Below are 24,058 nucleotides of genomic sequence, written 5' to 3' on the forward strand. Positions count from 1 at the left end.
TCGATCACCCGGCGGCCTTCTCCCTCCTGACGAAGCGCCACGCCAGTGGGGCCATGGAGCACGTGCGTACCTTCCGCCGCGGCGCTCGCATGCGCCTGGGCGCGCGGGGACAGGCCGAAGGGGCCGGGAGCGGTCCGAGCCGGAGTACGCGTCTGCATGGGGGCCGCCTCGAGGCGCCTGTGGGCTTGCGCGAGTGGCTCCTCGTCTCTACGGGCCTCCCACCCTGGAATCATGCGCCCGAGCGAGTCGCCCACCTCACGCATGGCCCGTTGCGCGGGCCGTGAGAGGATCTCCACGAGCTCTCCAGTGGTCATGGAGCGACGCATCAGCGCTCCTCCACTTGGATGACCACCGCGTCAGGATGGGCGGCGAGGCCCTCTGGGTGCGGCGCCGCGGGTGGCGCGTCTGCTTCCACCGCATCCAGCAGCGCGAGCAGCCGGTGTATCTCGGAGGCTGGCGTGGCCCACACCCTGGAGGGCGTCCATCCCAGCGCCCGACACAGACGCAGCAGGGTGCGAGCCAGCGCGCGGATGCCTGGGTTGCCTTCCTCGAGCAGCCGGTCCTCTTCGCAATCCCCCGACGTATTCAACGTCACCACCGCATCGAGCAGCGCGGTGGCGCTTGCTCCGTCGAGCTCCCTCCACGGACGGTCCGACGGCTCCAGGGCCACCACGCAGGTGGTGAGCATGGTGCTCAGGTAGCGCTCCAGGCTGAAGTGACGCACACCATCGGAATAGAGGGTGAGGCTCGCCTCCAGCGCCTTCGAGCGCTCGGCGAACGTCCACGAGCGCAGCCAGGCTTGGACGGCTCCCGTGCGCACCCAGCCCTCCGGGCTACTCCCGGGAGCCTCGACCGAGCCGGCACCGACAGCCCACCACAGGGCAATGGGCGCCAGCTCCTCGAACAGCTCCTCCGGCACTCCCGAGCGGCGCAAGAGCGCGCGCGAGAACCCATCGTGGTCGAACTCCATCCCACGACCCGCGAAGCGCACGAAGCGGTCGAGCGCCCACAGGTGGTCCTCGAGTCTCCACCGGGCGAGGTGGACGTACGCCCCGGTGGAGGACTCCACGCCGAGCGGGCCTTCTTCTCCTTCCAGGTGGATATGAAAGCGGTGCCCATCCACCACCACTTCGCGCCGCATGCTTGAGGGTTCCTGGACCATTCGCTAGCCCTCCCGGATCCGGGTCGCGCTGAAGGCGTAGGTGGTCGCTGCACTGCCGTGCGCGTCCAGCTGGAAGCCTTTGCCCTCCACGAAGCAGTCATCAAAGGAGAGCGTCCGGACGTCGTCGGTTCCCTCGGTGCGCTTGAGGTTGGCCACGATCTGGAACTTGCCGCGGTTGTCCAGCAGGGCGTCCAACGCGAGGCTGGCCGAGCGGACCACCAGCTCGCCGCGCACGGTGCGCAGACCGAAAATCACATCGACGCGTTCGTTGGAGCCGATTGCCCGAACGTCCTCGCGCTCGGTGACCACGCGGAACACGAGCGACTGGAGTCCCTCGACTGCCTTGCCATCAACGAGGAGGCTGCTGCGGTTCGCGGAAAATACGGTAGGCATTGGGATGATTCCTCATCACACCTGGACGGTGATGGTGGCGTAGATGTAGTCGATGGCTCGGACGGGTCTGACTGCCAGGCTGACCCGGACGATCCCCAGGGCGAAGTCGGCTTGCGACGAATAGACTTCCACCTTGAAGGCGGCATCCTTGCCGTCGGTAGAGGGGACGATCGCCCCCTCTTTCTCCATCTGCACCAGCGCCTCGGCCAGCTTCTGCTTGAGGGCGCTGCGGCCGTCGGTGTTGTTGAGCAGGCCAATGAAGAGGTCGCCAATCATCTTCATCTGCCGCACGGCCCGGTCGGCGATCCGGCGGACGTTGAGCTGGTCCCCGTCCGTGGTGAGCCCGCGCAGGATGATGACGCCCCTGCCGCGCTCCTGCACCACGGGAACGATATTGCTCGCGAGCAGCGCGCGCTGATCCTCGACCACCAGCGGGGGCAGGTCTGCCATGCCGGATACCGGCTTGAAGGTGGGCGAGTCGTAGTAGCGGAGACCGCCCACCTTGCCGACGACGCTGCCAACCACGCCATGGGGGGCCACCAGCACGAACCGGTCGCTGACCAGGTTGCTGGCAAGCGTCCTGGATGCCTCGAGCGTGCCGGTGGGCGGCACTTGACCGAAGCCGATGCGTCCCTTGCACTCGGCGCTCATGGCGATGCAGTGCGACAGCACCTTGCCGTAGATGCGGCCCACCGTCCTCAGGTCGGAGAAGTCCTGGATGGAGGCCAGCACCATGTCCACATCCGGCTCGTTCTGGAGCCGGTCCAGTGCCTTGGCGTAGTCGTCCAGGTTGGCGTCCTTGCCTCCGGAGAAGACGTAGTCCCCAGCCTTCGGCATCTCAATCGTGTCGGCTTCCACCATCACCGGCGCATTCGCCAGTGCGTTCACCAGCGTATCGGGCCGGAGATTCCGGAGGATGACCTTGTCACCGCCTGGCAGGGTGAAGGTGAGATCGAAAGCAGCGCCCTCCAGGGTCTGCCGCTCCTCGACCTTCACCTTGAGCACTTCGTTGGCCCACGTGCCAGGCGTGCGCGCAACAAGGGTGAAGGCGGTGGGCCCGCCGGCCGCGGCGGTGATGGTGGCGCGGGCCACCGCCCCCGAGTCCCAGGGCAGGGGAGAGATGACGAGCTCGGAGATGCCATTGTCGAGTGCCTGGCGCGCCTCAGGCAGACTGTAGGTGGACGCGAGCCCCAGGACCTGGGTGAACCGGGACCAACTGCTTGCGCGCACCACTTTGTCTATCTTTGGATCCGCGACGAAGCCGACCAGCCCCAACACCCCTGAGGGCGAGAGTTGCTGCGGGAGGACCTCCTTGACGACTGTCACCTGAACGCCGGGGATGATGAGACCGCCTGCCATGAAACCCTCCCAGGGGCTGCTGCGTTGGGATGAAGGGGAATGCGAGTGTCAGGTTTGGGTTCAGGCCGCCAGCGCTAGAAGACCCAGGGCCTTCACGGTGCTGAGGGTGTCCGGGCCCAGGGCTGTCTCCTTCGGCTCCTTGTTCGCCAGCGCCGCGCCAATCTTCCCGAGCAGGTCGATGATGGCCAGGATGTGCTCCTTGCCCACGGCGATGAAATCCGCCGCGATGGCCAGGAAGCGCCTGGCCGTCTCGGCGACCCGCAGCGCCGCCCCTTCCAGCATGTCCATGGTGGCACCCACGACGTCCATGCCCGCATTGAGGATGCTCGTGAGCTGCTTCAGGGTCTCCGCGTTGACGAACTGGCTCACCACCTCCTGCACCCGCGTGAGGATGTTGCCCAGCGCGGGGAGGATGGTGTTCTTGATGAGGTCGGGGAGCTTCGCGACCATGCTCCTGTAGTCGTTGCTCGTCAGCGCGCCATGGAGCTTGTAGAGCGCTCTTTCAATCGTGAGAGCGGAATTGACGGGGACGATGGTGACGTCTGGCATTGTCTCTCCAGGTGGAGGGTGGCGAGTGTGGCTTTGCTTCAGGGAGTGTGTCTTGCCCTGGTATTGGAAAGACGCACGGGTCTGCATGTTGTGAATACTTCGCTTCAACCTGTTGCCAGGGAAGCGCTCCAGCTGGGAGCTCAGTGGGACGGGGAGGGCTGCCCGTGGTGCCGTGAAGCCAGCCGGGTTCGGTTCAACTCCTGCAGTGCCCAGGCGTGGTCTTCCGCGTGCTCCTCGGGCGTGTACACCTCCAGCGCCCGCATCCAGGCCTCCTCCGCCTCTTTCAAGAGGGCTTCTCCGGCCTCTTCGGCGGTTCGGCCCCCCAGCTCGCGCAGCGCCTCACCCAGGTTGCACTGCACCAAAGCCCACCTCTGGGACTGGCGCTCGCGGGTGTACACCTCCAGGGCCCGCCGGTACGCCGCCACCGCCTCTTCCAGGTGCGGGCGCCCCTGTGCTCCTGCGACCTGGCTGCCCAACGTCCACAGCGCCGTGCCGAGGCTGTTGTTCGTGCTGGCCCATTCCTGCGGCAGCGCCTCGCGGGTGTACACCTCCAGGGCCTGCCGGTACGCCGTTACCGCCTCCTGCGCCTTCTGCCGTTGTGGCGCTTCCCCTTCGAGCTCGCCCTGCGTCATCCGCACGCCCCCCAGGCTCCACTGCACGTGGGCCCACTCCTGCGGCAGGGCCTCGCGGGTGTACACCTCCAGGGCCCGCCGGTAGGCCTCCACCGCCTGCTCCAGCAGTGGAACCTCCTCCTTTCCTCCCACTTGCCGCCCCCGTGCATGGAGCACGTCCCCCAGGTTGCGCTGTGCCAGGGCCCACAGCTGCGGCAGTTCCTCACGCGAAGTCACTCCCAGGGCTCGCCGGTGCGCTTGCTCCGCATCCTCCAGCAGCAGCTGTCCGTCCGCGCCGCCGTCATGCCTTCCTTGCAGGGTCAGCGCATTGCCCAGGCTGGACTGCGCCAGGGCCCACTGCTGGGGCTGATCCTCGCGAGTGAAGACCGCCAGGGCGCCCCGGTAGGCAGCGACTGCCTCCGTGAGCAGCCGCTGCCCCCGTGAGCCATCCGCGCGCTCCCACTGCCGCACCAGCGCGGCGCCCAGGCTGCACTGGGCTTCGGCCCACTCCTGGGGAAACCGCTTCCGGGTGATGGCCTCCAGTGCTCGCCGGTGCGCCGCCACCGCCTCCTCCAGCAACGTGTCTCCCGCGGCCCCCTCGGTCTGCCGGGCCTGCTCCTCCAGGGCCACCGCCAGGCTGCTCTGCACCCGGGCCCAGGCACGCGGCTGCTCGTTGGGCGTGTACACCTGTAACGTCCGTCGGTACGCGCCCACGGCCTCTGCCAGCAGCCGTGTGGCCGCGACCCCCTGCAGCCGTGTGCCCCGCGCCAGCAACGCAGTGCCCCGGTTGGCCTGGATCTCCGCCCACTGCCAGGGCTGGTGCTCGCGGGTGACGACCTCCAGCGCCCGCTGGTGTGCCTCCGCCGCCTCTTCCAGCAGGGGTATTCCACTCTGGCTCTCCCCCCGCTCGCCGAGATCCCGCAGCACGGCCCCGAGCTGACTCTGGGCCTTTGCCCAGGCCTCCGGCCACCGCTTCGGGGTGAGGACCTCCAGCATCCGGCGGCAGGTGGTTTCCGCTTCCTTCAAGTGCTCGCGCGCCGCCGTGCCTTCCGCCCGCCGCCCCAGTTCCTGATGCGCCCGCGCCCGGTTCACCTGGATCCGCGCCCACTGCTCGGGATTGTCCTCCGCGGACACGTACTTGAGCGCGCGCTCATAGGATTCCAGCGCCTTGTCGAAGGAGTAGCCGTTGAAGTACGCATCACCTCGCAGCGTCAAATCCTTGGAGGCCTCCTCCATGAGCCGCCGCTGCTCCTGCTCGAGCTCCTGGAGCTGGCGCAGCTTGCGTTCGGCCGCGGCCTCGGCCTGGTCCGCTGCCGCCGCGTAGTCGCCCCGCGAGAACGCCGCCAGCGCCAGCTTGCGTTCATCCCCGCGCGTGCGCTCCACGTCCGCCACCCACCGGTCCACCTCCGCCTTCACCTGGTGGGCGCCCAGGCCGTTGCGCCGGGCCCATTCGGAGATGTAGCGCCCCATGTCCACCTGCTGCGGCCGCTCTCGCTGGTCGACCTGCTCCTTCGAGCGCTCTGCGGCCTCGCGCAGGAGGCTTTCGATGCCTTCTTCGGACAGGAAGCGCCGCGAGCCGGCTGGCAGCAGCTTCACCTCCAGAACCTGATTGAGCAGGTTCTGTGGCACCAGGGTGCGGCCCTCCAGCGGCGTCCAGAGGCGGTAGCCCTTGAGCGTCACCTGGAGGAAGAGGGAGTCGCCCGGCAGCAGCGCCTCGGGGAGAAAGAGCTTGAAGACGCCATCAGAACCCGTGCGCACGGGGTTGCCGAACCCTTGCAGTACCACCTGCGCGCCGGCCGCTGGCTGTGTCTCGTCATTGCTCCCCACCTTCAGTACCTGCCCCCGCAGCTCCCTCGGCTCAGCCAGGGCCGCGGCGGGAGTCAGCAGGGCCACGGCCCAGGAGAGGGTCAGCAGCAGCTTTGTCATGGTTTGTGTCTCGGTGGGCAGGGCTCAGCGCTCTGCCTGGAGCATGGCTTTCTGGTTGTGCTCTTTGACGACGGTGTTGCAGGCAGCGATGACCTTCCGGAGGTACTCTTGATCCAGCGCGCAGCTCTGGAGGCTCTGCCGATCAATGAGATACTGGGACAGCAGCTCCGAGAAGGTGCTGCCTTCCCTGATGGACACGGGAGATGCACAGGGCTGCATGGCCATGTCGGGCGCACATTGAGGGGCCTGAACGACGATGGGTGCGCGATACGCACAGCCGCTCAGCGTGGCCACCGCCAGGAGCGCCTTCAGCGGATTCATGGTCGGGCTCTGCCTTCTGGAAAGTGGATGGAATTGAGGATACGGATCTCATCGTTTGGAGCCGCGATGCTCAGGCAGGTGAGCCCGGCTCGCTCCTTCTCGAGCTCGGCATGGAGGTTCCGCATCTCTTGTTCCTTCTTCAGGAGCTCGACCTGGAGTGCTCCGGCAGCCGCCTCCCTGGCTTTGAGCGTGCCGGTGAGTTCATCAGTGATCTGCTGACGTCTGGTTTCCACCGCGGCGAGTCGTTCGGGTGTGGTGGCCAGTGAGCTCCGCAATGCGAGCTTCTCGGACTGGAACGCTTGCCCCAGCTGAGTCACCTGGAGCGTGTGCCTGGCCTTGAGGGTGCTCAGTTCCTGTTCGAGCTTCTCGCGCATGGCCTGTTGAACAAGTTCGGCCTGACTTGCTGCTCTCTTGAGCTCCGCGAGTTCGGCTCGTGCTCCATCCATGGACCAGGCGCCCAACCGATACCCCACCAGTGCTCCGCCCTGCACGGCTGCCAACAAAGCAAGTCCATAGAGTGTCTTCACTGCGGCCTTCCGATGGGAGTGGGGTTTGCCAAGCCGAGCTCAGGTCAGAGCCTTTGCCGCGAGCTGGAAGTGCCGCCAGCGCTCCTCGAGTCCGTGCTTCCCGCCATTTATCTTCTTGGTGATGGCCTCGACCGCTTCGAAGCCCGCCCTGTCCGCGAGCCGGTTCAAGCCGTTCTCGTGCCAGAAGGCGGCGGCGACGAGCGAGCTCACATCGACCAGGAGGGCGAGATCGGGATTGTCGACGATGTTGTGGCCAATCAGCTCGCCATACTTCTTGTAGTTGCTCCGGCCCGTGATCTGGATGAAGCCGCGCCCCCGGAACCTGAAGCCGTCTCCAGGCTCGGTGTTCCCCAGGCGTGGCCCGAGCCGGGTGCTCTGGTAGGCGGTGTTGGCGATCCGTTCGGGGTTTCGCATTGACTCAAGGGCAAGCTGCTCGGTGAAGATGGTCGGCCACGTCCTGCGGAGCCCTTCCGCGCTGTAGTTCAGGTTCTCCTCTACCGGCCGGAAGCCCGATTCATGCGCGAGCTGCGCGAGGAAGTGCGCCACCCGGCTCCGGGAATTGATCTCGAACCGGGTTGCCGCGGCTTGCAGGTGCCGTGCGACAGTCTCGGCGTCGTTGGGATCGAGCTTCGGCTGGAGGGTGCAGAGCAACTGTCTGGTAATCATGGCGCGCGCCCTTTGAGTTTGAGCATGTCCAGCTCCTGGGTTTCCCACCAGGAGGACGCAATGGAAGGAAGGATGTGAAAGCCTTGTTCACGCCTCCGGTGCCTGTCCGTCTACTGAGCAGGTGCGCGGCAAGGCCTGTCAGGACGAGCATCCACGGGATTCAGCCAGGCGGCCTCATGCCGTCTCGGCGCAAGCCTCCCGGAGATGGCGGTAGGCAAGCTGGATGCGTTTGCGCACATTGCAGTCTGTCAGCTTCAGTGTCGCGGCAATCTCTGGATAGGACATGTCCTGGTGGAAGCGCATGACGAACGGAGTTCGCAGCCCGGGAGGTAGCCTTTGGACATGGCTGTCCAGCGCCCGTGTCCGCTCGCGCGCAAGAAGCACCTCCTCCGGAGAGAGCGACATGTCCTGGACGACCGTATGAGGCCCCTCCTCCGTGGAGTTCTGCTCTTCGAAGTCCACGGGGCCGGCGAAGCGCCTGCGGTACCGATGCATGTCCATGCAGGTGTTGTAGAGGATGCGGATCAGCCAGGCCCGTTCATTGACGACGGGCGGGCATTCGCGCGAGAGCTGCCGCAGGGCGTTGAGCAGCGTGATGCTCACCACGTCTTCCGCGTCGGAGTGCTGGCCCCCCAGCATTCTCATACACTGCTGGAGCAAGATGGGCCGGTGGAGCCGCCAGCGCTGCCAGAAGGCGTCGGGGATGAACGGAATGGCCCGGGAATTGGAAGGATGTCCTGCGTGCGAAGCGGAAGGGCAGGGAGTGCTCATGGTAGATGGACGGGTGAATCACCAAGGGTGGCTGGAAACGTGTGGGATTGCAGCGAATCGCGGAGTCGCATCAGCGCACGCGACACCCGGACGCGGAGCGTGGCGGGGTGGTTCGAGCAGCGCAGGGCCATCTCCTCGTAGGAGAGTTGCTCGAAGTAGCGCATCATGAGGGCTTCGCGTGACTGGGCCGGCAGTCGCCGCAGCTCCGCCCGGAGGCTGGCATGGGCAGCCTCACGCAGCAGGACCTCCTCGGGGGTCTCCTGAGAGTCCTGCGCCTCAGGCATCACCTCCTCCTGCACCATGTATCGCTGCCGGAGCCTGACTGCCTTCAGCGTGTCCAGGCAGCGGTGGCGAGCGATGGAGTAGAGCCAGACGCGAAAGGAGGAGTGGCCGGAGAAATGAGGCAGGTCGACAAACGCTTGCAGCAGGAGCGTCTGGTAGACGTCGCCGGCCTTGTCCCTGTCCCCCAGCAGGCGCTCACAGTAATGACGAAGGCCGGCGCCATATCCTCGGGCCAGGATGTGGAGCACGGTGTCCCAGGCGCCTGCTGAATGGGCGCGCCAAGCGCTTTGTTCGATTGGCTTTTGAGGAAGACGGCCGGGCTCGTGGCTTGATGGCGCGCTGCGTCGTGTTGATGGCGGCGGACCAGCAACAGCGCTTGTTTGAAGTGGGGCGCCTGAACCCGGGCAGGTGTCGTGCGGAGGACTCTTAGATGGGGACTTGGCCAAAGCCCTTTAGAAGGCGACGCACTGTCGGTTTCGTAACCGCGGCTTTGGTGGTTTTGGACCTCGCCGCTTGGCGAAGCCGCAGCGCGCTTGACGCTCCCTGGACCTCCCGTCTGGGAAGGGTGCAGGTAGGCAAGCCCGCCGACCCGGCGCCCAAGGGAGGGGGCGTGTAACACAGGGGGCCATCAATCGCCTTCAGGTGGGAACCTTCTCCCTCCGAAAAGGCCCCATGATGAATTTGCTCCGTTTGCGGCTGCGATGGACGCTTGCTGCGACCATCTGGTTCCCCCTGTTCCTGTCTGGAATCTCCTGGGGCAACCCAGGCCTCGGGGCTACGACAACCGGTGATGCCACGTCCGCCGCCACGGAGCCCCTTGTCTCCATCACGCTGCTGCACGTCAACGACGTGTACCATCTGGCGCCGGTGGACCAGGGCCGCCGCGGCGGGCTGGCGCGCGTGGCCACGTTGTGCAAGCAGGTGAAGGCCGAGTCGCCGCACGTGCTCATCCTGCTCGGCGGGGACACCCTGTCCCCCTCCGCTGAGTCAGTCACCACTCAGGGCCGACACATGGTGGATGCGTGGAATGAGCTGGGCCTGGACTATGCAGTGCTGGGCAACCACGAGTTTGACTTCGGCCCCGAGGTGCTGCGTCAGCGCATGCGGGAGTCACGCTTTACATGGCTGGGTGCCAATGTGGTGGACCGCAAGACGGGGAAGCTCTTCGATGATGCCCTGCGGCCCTTCGCCATCCGTGACATGGGCGGAGTCAAGGTTGGCGTGCTGGGATTGGTGTTGCCCGGCACGGCAGGATTCCCCAAGGCCGGATCGGGACTCGAGTTCCAGGAGGTGTGCGCGACAGCGAAGCGGCTTGTTCCGAAGATGCGCGCTGAGGGGGCGCAGGTCATTGTCGCTCTGACCCACCTGACCATGCAGGAGGACAAGGCGCTCGCCCGGTGCGCGCCCATTGATCTCATCCTGGGTGGGCATGAGCATTCGCTGCTCATGGCTGCTTCACAGGGCACGCCCATCTTGAAGATGACGGCGGACGCGCGGGAGTTGGGGCGTATCACCCTGCAGGTGGGCGCCCGGAGCGGCAAGCTGGGGAGCATCGACTGGGCGGTGCTGCCGGTGACGGATGCGGTGAAGGGGGACGAAGCTTTTACCCGGAAGCTGCGCGAGCGCCATGGGGAGTTGCTCACCCGGTTGGACCAGCGCGTTGGGGAGACGAAGGAGAGCCTGCAAGCAGGCACCGCCGCCAATCGAACCCGGGAAACGAACCTCGGCTCCTTCCTGGCGGATGCCTACCGCGAGGTGACGGCAGCAGATGTCGCGCTGGTGAACGGGGGCTTCATTCGCGCGGACGAGGTCTTCTTCCCTGGACCCCTGACGGAGCGGGACCTGCTGTCCATCGCGCCCTTCCAGGAGCAGGTGGCCGTCGTCCAGGTGCGCGGAGCCGTGCTGCTTCAGGCCTTGGAGAACGGGGTCAGCCTCAGTGCCGAAGACGAAGAGCCGGGACGGTTCCCACAGGTGTCAGGCCTGCGCTTCGCGTTCGATGTGTGCCAGCCCGCGGGCCATCGCGTGGTGGACGTCACCGTCGGAGGCAAGCCGCTGCGCCCGGAGGCCACCTACACGCTCGCCACGAACGAGTCGCTCGCCGCCCATGGGATTGATGGTTACGGGATGTTGAAGGGCACTCCGGCCCTGACGTTACCTGGCGGGAGGAAGCTGCCAGCGGCGCGGGAGCTGCTGCGCCAGTCCTTCGCGGCCCCGGGAGGGATTGCTCCGAAAGTGGATGGCCGTATCGAGCGGCGGAAGGCCGGCCAGCGGGAGGACCAGGTCAGGATCCCACCTGTCTGTCCAGCCAACGAGGGACGTGTTGTCAGTCCAGGCGAGCGGGACAAGCACGCCCCCTGAAGGGCGCCATGTCGCACCAGCGCTACTACCCCTTGGTCACTCAAGGGCCTGTTGACACGATGTGGATGCCACCGGCGGCGTGCCGCCGGTGTGGGTCCTGCGTGACCTTCTCCCTTGCGCTTGAGCGAGACGAAGTCCGGCTGCGGCATGACAGCCGGAACCCCAAGGGCGCTTCGGCGAGGGATTGACTGTTCAACAGAGCACCTGAAATGTTAGCCTAGCCCCGCCATTCGAGAATTCGTCGAAATGACAATGAACTCCTTGATTCGCCAGCGGAAGTCCCTCTTCCAGTCGTCAGTCAAGCTGCTACCCCCCGGGCCGGTTCCTGGAGAGCTCCCGTGCCGGAGTGGCCATTGATTGGTTGCGGCGAGTTCGTCTGGTGCTCGGTGTTTGGCGAGACCCTCCTGGACGGCAACGCGACCCTGGTTCTTCGGGTCGCGGACTGGCCTGAGGACGCGGCCCTCCTGGAGCTCGCCCGATTCACCCAGGTGGGGGAGTCCACGTTCTTCCTCTTGGGCGAAGCGGGGTTGGAGGTCCGCTGGTTCTCGCACAAGCAGGAGGTTCCCCTCTGTGGTCACGGCGCCCTGGCCCTGGCATCCGTCCTGGCCCCCTCCTTTGACGACGTGGACGAGGTGGAGGTCGTGAACCTCAAGGGGCGCTTGGCCTTGCGCGCGCGCGCGCAAGGGCCGGAGCTTCTCCTTGCGAGGACGCCACTCCGGGAGCTGCCCAGGACCTCGATCGACGTGGGGATCGAAGTCGAGGCGCTGTTCGATGCGGGGCGGGACTACCTCGGGGTGGTGAGCGACGTGGATGCGCTGGCACGCTATCGCCCGGATCCGCTCAATCTGGCGGCACTGGACAAGATTGGCTGCATCCTCACCGCGCCAGACGGGCCTGATGGGGTCGCCTTCCGGTTCTTCGCGCCCAGGGTGGGCATCCTGGAGGACCGCGCCTCCGGCTCGACCCTCCCTGCCTTGATGGAGTTCTGGCGAAGGTCCAAAGGGGACTCGCTCCGCTTCCGGCAGTGCTCCGGAGCCAGTGTCATGCTCCATGGCGCGATGCAGGGAGACCGCGTCCGGGTGTCAGGCAAGGTGATTCAGGTCGCGCGGGGGACGCTGCTACGGGAACTCGGGACCCGGAGCTGAACACTGGAGGAGGACCCATGGATGCACGTGACCTACAGAAGAATGAGCTGGTGAAGCTCACGATCCACGCTTCGTTGGATGTGCTCTCAAAGCATTCCCAGCCCTTCATCCCGCTCTTCACGCATGGCACGCTGGAAGTGGAAATCTACAAGCCAAGTGGCATGGACTTCCAGCAACCCCACGCGAAGGACGAGGTGTACATCATCGCCACGGGCACCGGGCACTTCCTCCACGAGGGAGAGCGCACCTCCGTCCAGGTGGGTGACATGTTGTTTGTCCGCGCCGGAGCGCGGCACCGGTTCGTGGACTTCTCCGAGGACTTCTCTACCTGGGTGGTCTTCTACGGGCCGCCGGGCGGAGAGCAAGCCACCCCCGTTCGTTGAGAGCACCAAGCCCGGCATGTTCGAACAAGAACTCTACCTCCTTGCGACCAACTACACGCTCGGCGAGCAGCAAGGACACTACAGTGATCTGCGGGAGTTCCCGGCCCTGCTGGAGAAGTCCAACATGGAGAACAACCCCGAACTCTGGGGTTGGGGCGGCTATCACGCTTCCTCACGGACCTATCTGGAGCTGGCGGCGACGGCGGCGAAGCGGACGCTCGAGCAGAGCAGGTGCGCCCCCGCGGAAGTGGACGCCCTCTATCTTTGCGGCTCGGCCTTCCCGAACGATTTTGTCGCCCAGAACGTAGGGCTTGGGAGCCTGCTCTCCGGGCTGGGGCTGGTGAACGCCGTGCCCAGGGCCGTGCAGGGCGCGGGGTGCGCCTCGCTGCTGTCGGGCTTGATCTGCGCGTTGCAGGCGCTGCGCAGCGGGGCCTGCCGGAACATCCTGATGGTGGGGGTGGATGTCTTCGGCGCCGATGCGGCGCGATTCTACGAGTTCTGCCTCCTGAGTGACTCGGCTTGCAGCTTCCTCATCTCCTCGACGCATCCAGGCGCCTACAGGTTCCTGGACGCCCAGCTCATCTCGGATCCCGAACTCATGGCGAACACGGCCGGCAATTCCTTCTCGAGACAGAGCCAGCTGCACGCCAGGTCCATGGCCCGGCTGACCGCCAGCTCCAGCGTGAAGGTGGAGCAGATCAGCCGCCTCTTCGCGAGCAACCTGTTCCTCCCCATCCAGCGGATGTACGCGGCCGTCGCGGGTTACCGGAAGAAGCAGCTGTACACCGACAACGTGGCCCGGATCGGGCACTGCTCCTCGGCGGATTCGATCATCAACCTGACGGACCATGCGGGGAAGCAGCCTCCCGGCCGGGGCGAATACTTCATGCTCCAGTCCTCCGCCCACGGGCACGTGGCCAACGTGCTGCTGCAGGCCCAATGACATCCCGCCGGGCCTCCAACTTGGGGGAGGCCCTCGTTCGAGCGTTGTGGACGCCGCGAGGCGGAGAGTGCGCATGACACGGATCGAGACGCAGAAGACCCTCGCGGACATCCTGGAGACCGGCCTGCGCGCGCATCCCGACCGGATCGCGGTGGACGCCCTCCAGCGCAGCCTGACATTCGCGGAGCTGGACGCGCTGTCAGGGGCCCTGGCCCAGCAGTTCCAGCAGCGCTGGGACGTGCGGCGCGGAGACCGGGTGGTGGTGCTGGCCCAGAAGTCGCTGGAGATCGTCGCCGCGGCGATCGCCATCTGGCGCGCGGGCGCGGTCTACGTCCCCATCGACGTGCAGAACCCCGCGAAGCGAACTGAATACATCCTCCAGTCCGTCAAGCCGAAGCTGGTCATCTCCAGCCAGGCCGCGCTGGACCGGTTCGCGCAGGTGCTGGGGGACCTTCCGACGCTGTCCTACGAGGCGATCAGCGCGCTCCCCCGGCATGCGGGCGCGCCGGTGGACCCGCCGGTGGGCCTGGAGGGCGACGATGACTGCATGATCATCCACACCTCCGGCTCCACCGGGCACCCGAAGGGGGCGGTGTTGCAGCATCGCAGCACCCTGGTCTACTTCCACAACCACAACGAGTACCTCGGTTTCGGGCAGGACAGCCGGGGGATGAACAACGGCCCGTTCCATTTCGACGTCGCCATCCAGGACACCTTCCTCCCGCTGTATTTCGGGGCCACGGTGCTCCTTCACGGCGACCTCTTCCTGAGCCGGGTGATGGCCAGCCTCATCGAGAAGAAGGAGATCACCCACCTCATCGCGGTGTCCTCGGTCCTGGATCTGATCTCCAAGGACGAGGCGTGCATGGAGGGGCTGCGGCACTCCCGGCTCCAGGTCCTGGTGACGGGCGGCGAGCTCTGCGACCCGAAGCTCATCAACCGGTGGCTCACCCTGAAGCCGGACCTGAAGGTCCTGTATGGCTACGGCCCCACGGAGTGCAACTCCCTCTGCACCACCTATGTGGTCCGCCAGCCGGACCCTCAGCGGACCCGGCCCTATCCCATCGGCAAGCCCTTCACCGGGATGAAGGCAGTCCTCCTGGACGAGGATCGCCAGGTCATCCACGCCCCCCAGACGACAGGCGTGCTGGCGATGGCGGGGCCCCAGTTGATGAAGGGGTACTGGGATCTGCCCGAGGAGACCCAGAAGGCCCTCATCGAGTTCGAAGGCGAGCGCTTCTACGTCACCGGGGACCGGTGCCACTGGGACGAGGAGGGCAACCTGCACTTCGATGGCCGCAATGACACCGAGGTCAAGCTCCGGGGCCGGCGTATCAACCTCAATGAGATCCGCGACGCCCTGCTGGCCCATCCCCAGGTCCGCTACGCGGTCGTGAACACGGTGGTGCAGGACGGGGTCGCGGAGCTCTTCTCTTTCGTCTACAGCGACCCGCCTGCCACGCCGACCCATGCCGAGCTCGAGGCCTGGTTGAAAGAGCGCGTGCCTGGCTACATGATGCCGCGCTACATCTGCCTCGCGAATGGACTGCCCAGGACGTCCACGGCCAAGGTCAGCGAGCGAGACATCGTGAGCAGCGTGGTGGGCGTGATCGCGAAGGATCCTTCGAAGACCCACCTGGTGCTCGACGCCCAGGGCGGCTTTGACAATCCAATCCAAGTCAGGTGAGTATGATGCGACCGGAGCTCCGGAACACAGTCATTGATGAAGTGATGAAGCGGGTGCGGGCCGGCATGGCGGCTCCTCCCGACGATGGCGCCGAGCTGGCCTCGCTGGGTATCGACTCCATGGACATCATCACGATCCTGACGAACCTGGAGAAGCGCGCGGGCCTGGACTTCGACCGCATCGTGGGGCTGACCCCTCCGAAGACCCTGGAGGATCTGCTGACGATGGTGGAGGGGGCCTGCGCCTGACGCAGGTGGGGAAGAGGGGGCCGTGATGGACGGTGTTGCGCTGTCTCTTGCTGCGTGAGCCGGATCGCCGGGCGGTCACATCGCCTGGCGACAGAACGGATGAGAGGGAACCTTGATTGACTGCTTGATTATTGGCCCGCATGACCCCGACTTCGAGAAATACATCCGAACGTTGAAGTTCTCGTTCGGGAAGAACTCGGGGGCCTACCAGGACCAGGATCTGACGTTCGTCACCCACCAGGGGAAACCCTACCGGGCGATGGACATGCTCAACCTCATCAACGGCGACCAGCTCAGCCATCCGCTCAGCAACCTGGACTTCCTGTGGCCGACGATCGCGGTGCTGGGGAGCTTCCTCGACAAGCACGGCTGTACGTTCGACTACATCAACCAGTTCCACTTCGAGAAGGAACAGCTGCGTCAGAAGCTGCTCAAGAACGAGTACCTGCTGGTGGCCATCACGACGACCATCTACGTGACGGACTTCCCCATCAAGGACATCGTGGAGTTCGTCAGGACGTACAACAAGAAGGTCCTGATCATCGCGGGCGGGCCGTACATCAAGAACCGGATCACCGACAGCTCCCCCCCGAAGCTGGACCTCGAGTTCAACGGGATGGGGGTGGACCTCGTCGTGAACTCCTCCGAGGGCCAGATGGCGCTCGTGAATGTCATCAACGCGCTGAAGCGCGGGCAGTCCCTGGACGGGATCGACAACATCATCTACCGCAAGGAACTCCGGGAGCGCTGGGGACAGCCTGCCGAGGGGAGCGAGGCGGGCGCGCCAGGGGGCTCCAGCGCCGAGCGGTTTTTCGTCTTCAATGGCACGAAGGTGGAAGACAACCCGCTGGAGGAGAACCCGGTCCGGTTCGAGCTCTTCGGTCCTGGAGCGGTGGGGCGGTTCGTCTCCCTGACCACCGCCAAGTCGTGCCCCTACGCCTGTGCGTTCTGCTCGTTCCCCGTGCGTGCCGGGAAGTACAAATACCTGGAAGTCGGGCTCGTCGAGCACCAGCTGGATCGCCTGAAGGCACTGGGTGTGGACACCGTGACCTTCCTGGATGACACCTTCAATGTCCCCAAGCCGCGGTTCCGGGAAATGCTCCGGATGATGATCCGCAACCAATACAACTTCAAATGGAACTCCTTCTACCGGAGCGACCAGGGCGACCGCGAGACCATCGCGCTGATGGCGGAGTCCGGATGCGAGGGCGTGTTCCTCGGCATGGAGTCGGGCAGTGACACCATGCTGGAGAAGATGAACAAGACCTCCCGGCGCAGGCACTACGCCGAAGCCATCCCGCTGCTCAGGGAACACGGCATCTACAGCCACGCGAACATGATCATCGGGTTCCCTGGCGAGACGCCGGAGACGGTGCAGGAGACCCTGGACTTCCTCCAGACGTACCAGCCGGACACCTACAAGGCCCAGCTCTGGTACGCGGAGACGAATACCCCCGTGATGCAGAAGAAGGACGAGCTGCGGCTCAAGGGGTTCGGCTTCAACTGGTCGCACCACACGATGGATTCCAACCAGGCCGCCGGGTGGATCGACCACATCGTCCGCGAGGTCCATGCGTCCGCGTTCCTGCCGCAGGAGGGGTTCGGCATCTGGAGCATCTTCTACCTGCAGCGTCTGGGAATGCCCCGGAGACAGGTGCTCGACTTCCTCCTCGCCTTTGGCGCAGAGGTTCGCAGGAAGCGCATGGTGCCCGAGGTCCAGGAGATCTCCTCGGGCAGCCTCAAGACGTTGTTCGAGCTGGGCCGGATCGGGAAGGTCCTGGGCCAGCACGCGAGTGTAGCGACCCTCTGAGTGGCAGCGAGGACGTCCCCATGAGAGTTTACAAGCAGATCCCGAACGAGCTGGAGACCGGCCTGGAGGCCGAGGACGTCGCCCCCAGCCAGAGCGACACCTTCGAGCGGCATGAGTCGGGGGTCCGGTCGTATTGCCGCACGTTCCCGATGCTCATCGACCGGGCGCAGGGCTCGTACGTGTACGACGTCGACGGCAAGCGCTACCTGGACTTCCTGTGTGGCGCCAGCTCCCTGAACTACGGCCACAACCCGCCCGAGCTGAAGCGCGCGCTCGTGGACTACATCGCGCAGGACGGGGTGGTCAACGCGTTGGACTTCCACACCCGCGCGAAGGAGCGGTTCCTGCGCGAGTTCCACCGGGTGATCCTCAAGCCCCGGGAGCTGGACTACCGGGTCCAGTTCTGTGGGCCCACGGGGGCGAACGCCATCGAGGCGGCGCTCAAGCTGGCAAAGAAATACACCGGACGGAAGTCGGTGGTGTCCTTCTCCAATTCCTACCACGGCATGAGCGCGGGAGCCATGTCGGTCTCCTCCTCGTTCCGTCGTCGCAATGAGGAATATCTCTCACCGGCCTGGGTGAACTTCCTGCCCTTCGACGGGTTCACCGGCCAGGAGAACGAGATCGAGTTCATCCGGGCGATGCTGACCCGCCCTGGCAGTGGCTACGGGGTGCCCGCCGCCTTCATCCTGGAGCTGGTGCAGGGCGAGGGGGGCGTCAACGTGGCCAGCAAGCCATGGGTCCAGGCCCTGTACCGGCTCTCCCGGGAGCTGAACGCGCTGTTCATCGTCGACGACATCCAGGCGGGGTGTGGACGCACCGGCCGGTTCTTCAGCTTCGAGCACTTCGAGGTCGTGCCCGACATCGTCTGCATGTCCAAGTCGATCAGCGGCTACGGCTTCCCGATGTCCATCCTGCTGCTCAACCCCACGATCGACGTCTGGGCGCCGGGGGAGCACAACGGAACGTTCCGGGGCTTCGCCTACTCCTTTGTCACCGCCACGGAGGCGCTGCTCCAATACTGGGACCGCCCGGACTTCGCCAGGGCCCTGGGAGAGAAGTCGCTGCTGCTCGCGCGGTCGCTCGAGCAGCTCCGGGCGCGGTACCCCGACGCCGTCGAGCGCATCAACCAGCTGGGCCTCGTCTGCGGCATCAAGTTCCGGAGCGCGGAGGCGGCCCAGCGGGTGCAGCGCCACTGTTTCGAGAACGGCCTCATCGTGGAGTCATGTGGACCGGACTCCGCGACCCTCAAGCTCCTACCGCCGCTCACCGCGGGGATGGATGAGCTCGAGGGCGGCCTGCGGACGCTGCTGGCCGCGATGGAGACGGCGTGACATGCATTTCGACTTCGCCGTCGTGGGCAATGGCCTGCTGGGGGCGGCGGTCCTTCACGCCCTCAGCCAGGAGTCCCGACGGGTCGTGGGGTTCGGGGCGCCCTATGGCGCCCAGGCCCGCTACTACTCCAGCCACGAGGACGACTCACGCCTCGTCAGGACCCACCACGACGACGCCTACTGGGAGGAGCTGACGACGCGCAACCTCCAGCTGCTGCGCCAGGTGGAGGAGGCGACGGGCGTGACGGTGTTTCGCCCGCTGCCTGTCTACTACCGCCGGGGAAGCAGCGCCGCGCCGCCAGGCTCCAGCCTCCGGGCCGTAGCGACAGGGCCGGGCCGCGCGCACGACCTCTTCGACGCGGAGGACGTGCACGGAGGCATCGTCCACCCGAAGGAATACATCCGGGCCCTGAACGCGCTGGCCGTGAGCCGTGGCGCGCGGCTCCACGCCGCGGCTGTCGACCGCGTCGTCCGGGAAGGGGAGGGCTACCGCCTGGTCCCGCACGACGGGGACAGCGTCACCGCGGACGTCGTCATCAGCACCCGCGGCGCGTTCTCGGAGGAGGCTCCGGGGACCTCTGGCGCGACGCTGGTGGGCAAGGTGCTCATCTACTGCGCCGCGCCCCGGGGGGCGGAGCAGGGCGCGTACTGTTTCATCGACTCGCGGCCGGGCGCGTCCGTCTTCAAGGACCGCTACGGGTTCGTCCAGTACCGGAGCGAGGGCCGGGAGGCCCTGTCGAAGTTCGGCTTCACCGAGGCCCGCTACTGGCGCCTGCGGGACCCGGAGGATCTGCGCCGGTGGTTCCAGGGGGGGTACCAGGACTACCCGTACCTGCGGGAGGCCCTGGGGTGCATCGAGGACTTCACGGGCGGTGGGCACCGGGTGGTGGACATCAAGCCCTGCGCGTTCACCGTGACCCCGGACGGCAAGCCGCTCATCCGCCGGGAGCACAACCACATCACGATGACGGGCTGCAATGGCAGCCTCGCGAAATGCAACCAGGCCTTCGCCCACGACGCGCTGGCCCAGCTGGGGCTGGGCACGGCGGCGGGCAAGGCCTTCCACTGATTCCCATCCATCACGGGGAGAAGCACCATGCACATTCAGCGCAAGAGCGACGCGACGGTGAAGTTCGAGTACGGCACGGACCTGCGGAGGATCTATCCCTGGAAGGGCATCCAGGATCCGCTCTACTGGGGGTCGGCGATCGCCTCGGTGCGGCCCGGGGAGTGCACCACCCCCCATTCCCATGACGAGTTCGAGACGTTCATCGTCCTGTCGGGCAAGGGAGAGATGCAGATCGAAGCCGAGCGGGAGGTGATGACCGCCGGCGACATCGTCTTCATCCCCAAGGACCATCATCACCAGTTCCAGAACCTCTCCAACGAGGAGCCCCTGGTCTTCATCAGCATCTACTGGGACTCGCCGGAGGCCCGTGAGCAGATCCTGGGCCACCTTCTGCAGAAGAAAGCCGGCTAGCCCCGTCAGGTACTGGAGGTCGACATGTCACGCATGACGCTCATCATCGCACCGCCGCCGACGCCCAACGGGGATCTCCACGTGGGGCACATGTCAGGTCCCTACCTGGCCGCGGATATCTACAAGCGCTACATCGGTCAGCACGGGAGGACGGCCCGCTACACCGTCAGCACGGACGACAACCAGTCCTATGTGGACACGACCGCCCGGCGCCTCAAGACGGACGTGCCGTCGCTGCTCGCGAAGTCCCGCGCGGAGGTCCGGGATTCGCTGCTCACCTACAGCATCGGCGTGGACCACTTCGGCGAGCAGGATGCGGCCTACCCCGGCTTCGTCACGGCCTTCTTCGAGAAGCTCCTCGCGGCGGGGTTCGTGGAGAACGCCGACGTGGAGGTCTTCTACGACACGAAGCGCCACACCTATCCGGTCGAAGCGTACATCTCCGGGCGCTGCCCCACCTGCCTGGACTCCACGTGCGGTGGCATCTGCGAGGCCTGCGGGCACCCCAATGCCTGCACGGATCTCCTCGAGGTGAACACCCCGGACCTGGAGGTCCGGCGAGAAGCGCGGCTCATCTTCCGGCTCGAGCCGTTCCGTGCCGAGTTGGAGGAGCACCTGCTGCGGGTCATGAAGACGCACCGCCCGGCCCTGAAGGCGTTGATTGCCTCGATGCTGGCCAGCCCCCTGGCGCCCTTCGTGCTGTCGTACAAGACGGGGCGGGGCATCAGCGCGGGCTTCGCGGGCCTGCCGGACCAGCAGCTCAATGTCTGGGCGGAGATGTATCCGGGGCACTTCTACTTCCTGACGAAGGCCGCCGGGAAGGTCCAGGGCGATGACGACTACGTCCAGGCGATGGGGTTCGACAATTCCTATTTCTATGTCTTCGTGCACGTCGCCCTGGCGCTCGCGGGACGCAGGTGCGGGGTGGACTGGCCGCTCCCCAAGGCCTTCATCACCAACCAGTTCTACAACCTGGACTCGGCCAAGTTCTCCACCAGCAAGGGTCACCTGGTGTGGGCGCGAGACCTGGCGAGGGAATACAACACCGACGTGATCCGCCTCTACCTGGCGCTCCACGGCCCGGAGTTCCAGGAGGCGAACTTTTCGCTGGGAGCCTTCAAGGAGGGCGCCGCGGAGCTCACCGGCCGGGTGAACGGCCTGGTGGCGGCCTTCAACACGGCCCGGAAGACCGCGCGCGAGGGCGTGGGAGATGGGGGCATGCTGGCCAGGCTCAATGCCGTGCTGTCCACCGAGCTGCCGGCGGGCGACTACGCCGCCTCCACCCTGGCGCGGCGGGCCTTGAATGGCATCGCCCTGATGAAGGACTCGCTGGACAAGGGATACCTGGGCCTCGTGCCCTTCGTGCCGGCCCTGCTGGCGCTGGCGCTCGAGCCGTTCTGCCCGCTCTACGCCCAGGCCATCCGGCGCCAGCACCGGCTGACGGCGGAGACCTGGAACGACCTGGCGCCGACATCCGAAGACCAGGCCCTGCCCGAACTGCTGGTGAAGAAATGATCCACGACGTCATCGGCGTCGGCTTTGGTCCGTCGAACATCGCCCTGGCCATCGCGATGGAGGAGCGCGGGTTCCAGGGCAAGGTCCTGTTCCTGGAGCGGAACGCGGAGGCGTCCTGGCAGCAGGGGATGCTGCTGAGGGGCAGCGACATCCAGAACAACCCCCTGCGGGACCTGGTGACGCCGGTCAATCCGCGGAGCCAGTACACCTTCGTCAACTACCTGCACCAGAGTGGCCGGCTCTTCCACTTCCTCAACCTGCCCCTGGCCCACCCGCTGCGACGGGACTACTACGACTACATCCAGTGGGTGGCCAGACACTTCCAGAACGTGAAGTACGGCATCTCCGTGTCCGGGGTGGAGGTGGTCGACCTGGAGGGCCGGCGGCTGTGGAAGGTCACCAGCGCGCAGGGCTCGCAGTACCTGGCGCGGACGCTGGTGATGGGTACGGGGCGCAACCTCAACATCCCCGACATCCCGGGCGTCGACAGCGACAACGTCATCCACCTGGTCGACTACCTGCACAGGATTGGCCAGTACGGGAAGGATGCGCGCATCTGCGTGCTGGGGGCCTCCCAGAGCGCGGTGGAGATCCTCCTGGACCTGCTGGGCCGGGGCCACGAGCACATCGACTCGGTCCACCGTAGCTTCTCCTACTGCCTCAAGGACACCAGCGCGTTCAGCGACGAGGTCTACTTCCCGGAGTTCGTGGACTACTACCATGCGCTGCCGCACGGGAAGCGGTCAGAGCTGGACAAGCAGGTCCGGCGCACCAACTACTCGTCGGTGGACAAGGATGTGTTGGATGCCTTGTACGTGGCGCTGTACGAGGACCGGATCACGAGCCGCGAGCGGGTGACCCTTCGTCGCAACCATGCGGTGGATGAGATCAACCCGGAGGGTCGCAAGGCCTTGCGCATCCGGGACGTGTACACGGGCAAGGCGGAGGAGATCCCCTGCGACCTGGTCATCCTGGCCACCGGCTTCCTGGACGTGGGCCGCAGCGGACGGGAGGGCCTGCCGCGGCTGCTCAAGGACCTCTCCGGCGACTTCTCGTGGCAGGAGAACTACCTGGACGTGGAGCGGAGCTACCGCGTCACCCCTCGCGAGGGGGCCGCCCTGCCCGATCTCTACCTGAATGGTCTTTGCGAGTCCTCTCACGGGCTCGGGGACGCTGGCTCGTTCAGCCTCGTCTCGCTGCGCGCCAAGGACCTGCTCGACAGCATCACCCAACGGAGCTGACATGCGCGTTGCCTTCACGACCTTCGCGATCTTGAAGAAGCCTTACGGCAACCCCGAGGTGCAGGAGTTCGACGACCGCACGCCGGCTGTCTTCCTGGAGGCGGAGAACGCCAGCGGGTTCATCGCCCGGGCGAGGGAGTCCTCCAGCTCCGAGCTGTCGAACTTCCACCGGGACTGGGGACACTGGGGGAAGTTCTGCGTGCCCCGTTTCTACACGCTGGGGCGGGAGAACGAGAACGACCAGCGGGCCTCGACCCTGTCAGTGTGGAAGGACCTGCAGTCCGTCCTCGCGTTCGCCTATTCAGGCCTGCACATGGAGGCGCTGCGCAAGCGCAAGGAGTGGTTCCTGGAGCCCGCGTGGCCCAGCTACGCCATGTGGTGGGTGGAGGACGACCATGTCCCCACGTGGCAGGAGGCCTGCGAGCGGCTGGAGCTGCTGCATGACCAGGGCCCGACGCCCCAGGTCTTCGACTTCAAGAAGTGCTTCGACGCGCAGGGCAACGCGGTGGATCTGAAGGGTCTGCGGGACGCCTCGCGTCGAGCCGGCTGAAGTCCGCCGGACGTCGAAGGGGCCGCTGCCTCCCCTCCCGCCTGCTTCGGGTCAGCGCGGGGGGGCCTGCCTGATGGTTGTTGGTCCTTCAGGCGAAACATGCGTCGTCCGTTTTCCGCGAATGGCAGCCGACAGGGCCCGACGTCAGGCTTCATCGCGTGCAGGGCGGCAATGCCATATCGCAGCATCCAGGTAACCCTGGGGCGCGGGGCCCCGCCTCGGGTTCGTGCGGTCAGGGCCGCCCCCCTTGTAGATCCTGAACACTCTTATCTATCTTGAAAAGCGTGGATCCTGGTGACGCCCCCGGAGCTGGCTTCCCGCGGGCGCGTCGGGCTCACGCTCAAGGACGAAAACCCGCATGTCACGTCGAGTCCTCATCGCTGGTCCGGCCAGCCTCCTCGCAAGCCATCTCGCGGCGCTGCGGCTGGCGTCCTCGGAAGATACGCTCGTGCTCCTCGTGCAGGGGCCGGAGGGGTCGTGCTGGGCCGAGGAGGACGCCCTGGCGCTGGTGCGCCACGCCGTGGGCCAGGGGGGCGCCGCGGACGCGGTGGAGGCCCGCTGGGCGCCCTTGTGCGCGCGCGTCCACGGTCCCCGGGGCGAGGGCCTGGCGCTTGGCGAAGCCCTCCGGGACTGCGCTCGCCTGGACGAAGCCTGGTACCTGGAGGATGGCGCGCGCCCCACGCCTGGCGACGCCGTGCCGCGGCACCTGATCCCGGCGCTGGCGCGGCTGGGGGTCACGGAGTTCAACCACGTGGGCCCGGTGGGGGAGGGGTTCGAGGCGCGCCACCGCGACACGG

Annotated in this window: 24 protein-coding genes; 14 read left to right on the forward strand and 10 right to left on the reverse strand. The window is 66.2% G+C overall.

Going from position 1 to position 24,058, the window contains the following annotated elements:
• Positions 1–325: 325 nt before the first annotated feature.
• From D7V93_RS01555 to D7V93_RS01600, 10 genes are all read right to left on the reverse strand, one after another.
• Positions 326–1,141 carry a hypothetical protein gene (locus tag D7V93_RS01555; RefSeq protein WP_120641637.1) on the reverse strand — a complete coding sequence of 272 codons (816 nt, stop codon included), beginning with the start codon at positions 1,139–1,141 and terminating at the stop codon, positions 326–328.
• A 24-nt stretch (positions 1,142–1,165) separates the two neighbouring features.
• Positions 1,166–1,480 (reverse strand): hypothetical protein, encoded by a 315-nt coding sequence (locus D7V93_RS01560; protein WP_244237052.1) that lies wholly within the window; start codon positions 1,478–1,480, stop codon positions 1,166–1,168.
• Positions 1,481–1,570: 90 nt separating this feature from the next.
• Positions 1,571–2,914 (reverse strand): phage tail sheath protein, encoded by a 1,344-nt coding sequence (locus D7V93_RS01565; protein ID WP_120641639.1) that lies wholly within the window; start codon positions 2,912–2,914, stop codon positions 1,571–1,573.
• A 60-nt stretch (positions 2,915–2,974) separates the two neighbouring features.
• On the reverse strand, positions 2,975–3,463 hold the full coding sequence (locus D7V93_RS01570; protein ID WP_120641640.1) for a hypothetical protein: 489 nt from the start codon (positions 3,461–3,463) through the stop codon (positions 2,975–2,977).
• Positions 3,464–3,603: 140 nt separating this feature from the next.
• Complete coding sequence (locus tag D7V93_RS01575) at positions 3,604–6,000, reverse strand: tetratricopeptide repeat protein (protein ID WP_120641641.1); 2,397 nt, start codon at positions 5,998–6,000, stop codon at positions 3,604–3,606.
• Between the two features lie 24 nt (positions 6,001–6,024).
• Positions 6,025–6,321 (reverse strand): Rz1-like lysis system protein LysC, encoded by a 297-nt coding sequence (gene lysC, locus D7V93_RS01580; protein WP_120641642.1) that lies wholly within the window; start codon positions 6,319–6,321, stop codon positions 6,025–6,027.
• Positions 6,318–6,848 carry a hypothetical protein gene (locus tag D7V93_RS01585; RefSeq protein WP_147451000.1) on the reverse strand — a complete coding sequence of 177 codons (531 nt, stop codon included), beginning with the start codon at positions 6,846–6,848 and terminating at the stop codon, positions 6,318–6,320. The genes lysC and D7V93_RS01585 overlap by 4 nt, the downstream gene beginning before the upstream one ends.
• Before the next feature lie 39 nt (positions 6,849–6,887).
• Positions 6,888–7,514, reverse strand: coding sequence for a glycoside hydrolase family 19 protein (locus D7V93_RS01590; RefSeq protein WP_120641644.1), 627 nt, complete (start codon positions 7,512–7,514; stop codon positions 6,888–6,890).
• Positions 7,515–7,688: 174 nt separating this feature from the next.
• Entirely contained in the window at positions 7,689–8,285 is a 597-nt protein-coding gene (locus D7V93_RS01595; RefSeq protein ID WP_120641645.1) for an RNA polymerase sigma factor, read from the reverse strand.
• Positions 8,282–8,815 carry an RNA polymerase sigma factor gene (locus tag D7V93_RS01600; protein ID WP_158623615.1) on the reverse strand — a complete coding sequence of 178 codons (534 nt, stop codon included), beginning with the start codon at positions 8,813–8,815 and terminating at the stop codon, positions 8,282–8,284. The genes D7V93_RS01595 and D7V93_RS01600 overlap by 4 nt, the downstream gene beginning before the upstream one ends.
• A 424-nt stretch (positions 8,816–9,239) precedes the next feature.
• Here D7V93_RS01600 and D7V93_RS01605 point away from each other — a divergent pair, with 424 nt between their 5' ends.
• The 14 genes from D7V93_RS01605 to D7V93_RS01670 form a co-directional block, all read left to right on the forward strand.
• Positions 9,240–10,925: a bifunctional metallophosphatase/5'-nucleotidase gene (locus tag D7V93_RS01605; protein ID WP_120641647.1), complete on the forward strand. Its 1,686-nt coding sequence runs from the start codon at positions 9,240–9,242 to the stop codon at positions 10,923–10,925.
• Positions 10,926–11,263: 338 nt separating this feature from the next.
• A complete protein-coding gene (locus D7V93_RS01610; RefSeq protein ID WP_158623616.1) occupies positions 11,264–12,070 on the forward strand; it encodes a PhzF family phenazine biosynthesis protein in 807 nt (268 codons plus the stop codon).
• Between the two features lie 17 nt (positions 12,071–12,087).
• Positions 12,088–12,453: a cupin domain-containing protein gene (locus D7V93_RS01615; protein ID WP_120641649.1), complete on the forward strand. Its 366-nt coding sequence runs from the start codon at positions 12,088–12,090 to the stop codon at positions 12,451–12,453.
• Positions 12,454–12,469: 16 nt separating this feature from the next.
• Positions 12,470–13,396, forward strand: coding sequence for a beta-ketoacyl-[acyl-carrier-protein] synthase family protein (locus tag D7V93_RS01620; RefSeq protein ID WP_120641650.1), 927 nt, complete (start codon positions 12,470–12,472; stop codon positions 13,394–13,396).
• 73 nt (positions 13,397–13,469) lie between these two features.
• Positions 13,470–15,083 carry an amino acid adenylation domain-containing protein gene (locus D7V93_RS01625; protein WP_158623617.1) on the forward strand — a complete coding sequence of 538 codons (1,614 nt, stop codon included), beginning with the start codon at positions 13,470–13,472 and terminating at the stop codon, positions 15,081–15,083.
• A 44-nt stretch (positions 15,084–15,127) separates the two neighbouring features.
• Positions 15,128–15,331 carry a phosphopantetheine-binding protein gene (locus D7V93_RS01630; protein WP_158623618.1) on the forward strand — a complete coding sequence of 68 codons (204 nt, stop codon included), beginning with the start codon at positions 15,128–15,130 and terminating at the stop codon, positions 15,329–15,331.
• A 112-nt stretch (positions 15,332–15,443) separates the two neighbouring features.
• Positions 15,444–17,141, forward strand: coding sequence for a radical SAM protein (locus D7V93_RS01635; RefSeq protein WP_147451001.1), 1,698 nt, complete (start codon positions 15,444–15,446; stop codon positions 17,139–17,141).
• A 20-nt stretch (positions 17,142–17,161) separates the two neighbouring features.
• Positions 17,162–18,475: a diaminobutyrate--2-oxoglutarate transaminase gene (ectB, locus tag D7V93_RS01640; RefSeq protein ID WP_120641654.1), complete on the forward strand. Its 1,314-nt coding sequence runs from the start codon at positions 17,162–17,164 to the stop codon at positions 18,473–18,475.
• Between the two features lies 1 nt (position 18,476).
• The gene (locus tag D7V93_RS01645; RefSeq protein ID WP_158623619.1) at positions 18,477–19,544 is read left to right on the forward strand and encodes an FAD-dependent oxidoreductase; all 1,068 of its coding nucleotides are present in this window, start codon (positions 18,477–18,479) and stop codon (positions 19,542–19,544) included.
• Positions 19,545–19,571: 27 nt separating this feature from the next.
• Positions 19,572–19,955 (forward strand): cupin domain-containing protein, encoded by a 384-nt coding sequence (locus D7V93_RS01650; protein ID WP_120641656.1) that lies wholly within the window; start codon positions 19,572–19,574, stop codon positions 19,953–19,955.
• A gap of 24 nt (positions 19,956–19,979) precedes the next feature.
• Complete coding sequence (locus D7V93_RS01655; RefSeq protein ID WP_120641657.1) at positions 19,980–21,470, forward strand: class I tRNA ligase family protein; 1,491 nt, start codon at positions 19,980–19,982, stop codon at positions 21,468–21,470.
• Positions 21,467–22,711, forward strand: coding sequence for a SidA/IucD/PvdA family monooxygenase (locus D7V93_RS01660; protein WP_120641658.1), 1,245 nt, complete (start codon positions 21,467–21,469; stop codon positions 22,709–22,711). Before D7V93_RS01655 ends, D7V93_RS01660 begins: the two co-directional genes overlap by 4 nt.
• Position 22,712: 1 nt before the next feature.
• The gene (locus tag D7V93_RS01665) at positions 22,713–23,261 is read left to right on the forward strand and encodes a DUF3291 domain-containing protein (RefSeq protein ID WP_120641659.1); all 549 of its coding nucleotides are present in this window, start codon (positions 22,713–22,715) and stop codon (positions 23,259–23,261) included.
• A gap of 358 nt (positions 23,262–23,619) precedes the next feature.
• The coding region (locus D7V93_RS01670; protein WP_147451002.1) for a hypothetical protein at positions 23,620–24,058 on the forward strand (439 nt) is incomplete at its 3' end.

Origin of the sequence: Corallococcus llansteffanensis (assembly GCF_003612055.1) — a bacterium.
GTDB classification, from domain to species: Bacteria; Myxococcota; Myxococcia; order Myxococcales; family Myxococcaceae; genus Corallococcus; species Corallococcus llansteffanensis.

Coding starts and splice junctions, on each gene's coding strand:
- D7V93_RS01555 (WP_120641637.1), bottom strand. CDS start 1,141: ATGCGGCGCGAAGTGGTGGTGGATGGGCACCGCTTTCATATCCACCTG.
- D7V93_RS01565 (WP_120641639.1), bottom strand. CDS start 2,914: ATGGCAGGCGGTCTCATCATCCCCGGCGTTCAGGTGACAGTCGTCAAG.
- D7V93_RS01570 (WP_120641640.1), bottom strand. CDS start 3,463: ATGCCAGACGTCACCATCGTCCCCGTCAATTCCGCTCTCACGATTGAA.
- D7V93_RS01575 (WP_120641641.1), bottom strand. CDS start 6,000: ATGACAAAGCTGCTGCTGACCCTCTCCTGGGCCGTGGCCCTGCTGACT.
- lysC (WP_120641642.1), bottom strand. CDS start 6,321: ATGAATCCGCTGAAGGCGCTCCTGGCGGTGGCCACGCTGAGCGGCTGT.
- D7V93_RS01590 (WP_120641644.1), bottom strand. CDS start 7,514: ATGATTACCAGACAGTTGCTCTGCACCCTCCAGCCGAAGCTCGATCCC.
- D7V93_RS01595 (WP_120641645.1), bottom strand. CDS start 8,285: ATGAGCACTCCCTGCCCTTCCGCTTCGCACGCAGGACATCCTTCCAAT.
- D7V93_RS01605 (WP_120641647.1), top strand. CDS start 9,240: ATGATGAATTTGCTCCGTTTGCGGCTGCGATGGACGCTTGCTGCGACC.
- D7V93_RS01615 (WP_120641649.1), top strand. CDS start 12,088: ATGGATGCACGTGACCTACAGAAGAATGAGCTGGTGAAGCTCACGATC.
- D7V93_RS01620 (WP_120641650.1), top strand. CDS start 12,470: ATGTTCGAACAAGAACTCTACCTCCTTGCGACCAACTACACGCTCGGC.
- D7V93_RS01625 (WP_158623617.1), top strand. CDS start 13,470: ATGACACGGATCGAGACGCAGAAGACCCTCGCGGACATCCTGGAGACC.
- D7V93_RS01630 (WP_158623618.1), top strand. CDS start 15,128: ATGAAGCGGGTGCGGGCCGGCATGGCGGCTCCTCCCGACGATGGCGCC.
- ectB (WP_120641654.1), top strand. CDS start 17,162: ATGAGAGTTTACAAGCAGATCCCGAACGAGCTGGAGACCGGCCTGGAG.
- D7V93_RS01645 (WP_158623619.1), top strand. CDS start 18,477: ATGCATTTCGACTTCGCCGTCGTGGGCAATGGCCTGCTGGGGGCGGCG.
- D7V93_RS01650 (WP_120641656.1), top strand. CDS start 19,572: ATGCACATTCAGCGCAAGAGCGACGCGACGGTGAAGTTCGAGTACGGC.
- D7V93_RS01655 (WP_120641657.1), top strand. CDS start 19,980: ATGTCACGCATGACGCTCATCATCGCACCGCCGCCGACGCCCAACGGG.
- D7V93_RS01660 (WP_120641658.1), top strand. CDS start 21,467: ATGATCCACGACGTCATCGGCGTCGGCTTTGGTCCGTCGAACATCGCC.
- D7V93_RS01665 (WP_120641659.1), top strand. CDS start 22,713: ATGCGCGTTGCCTTCACGACCTTCGCGATCTTGAAGAAGCCTTACGGC.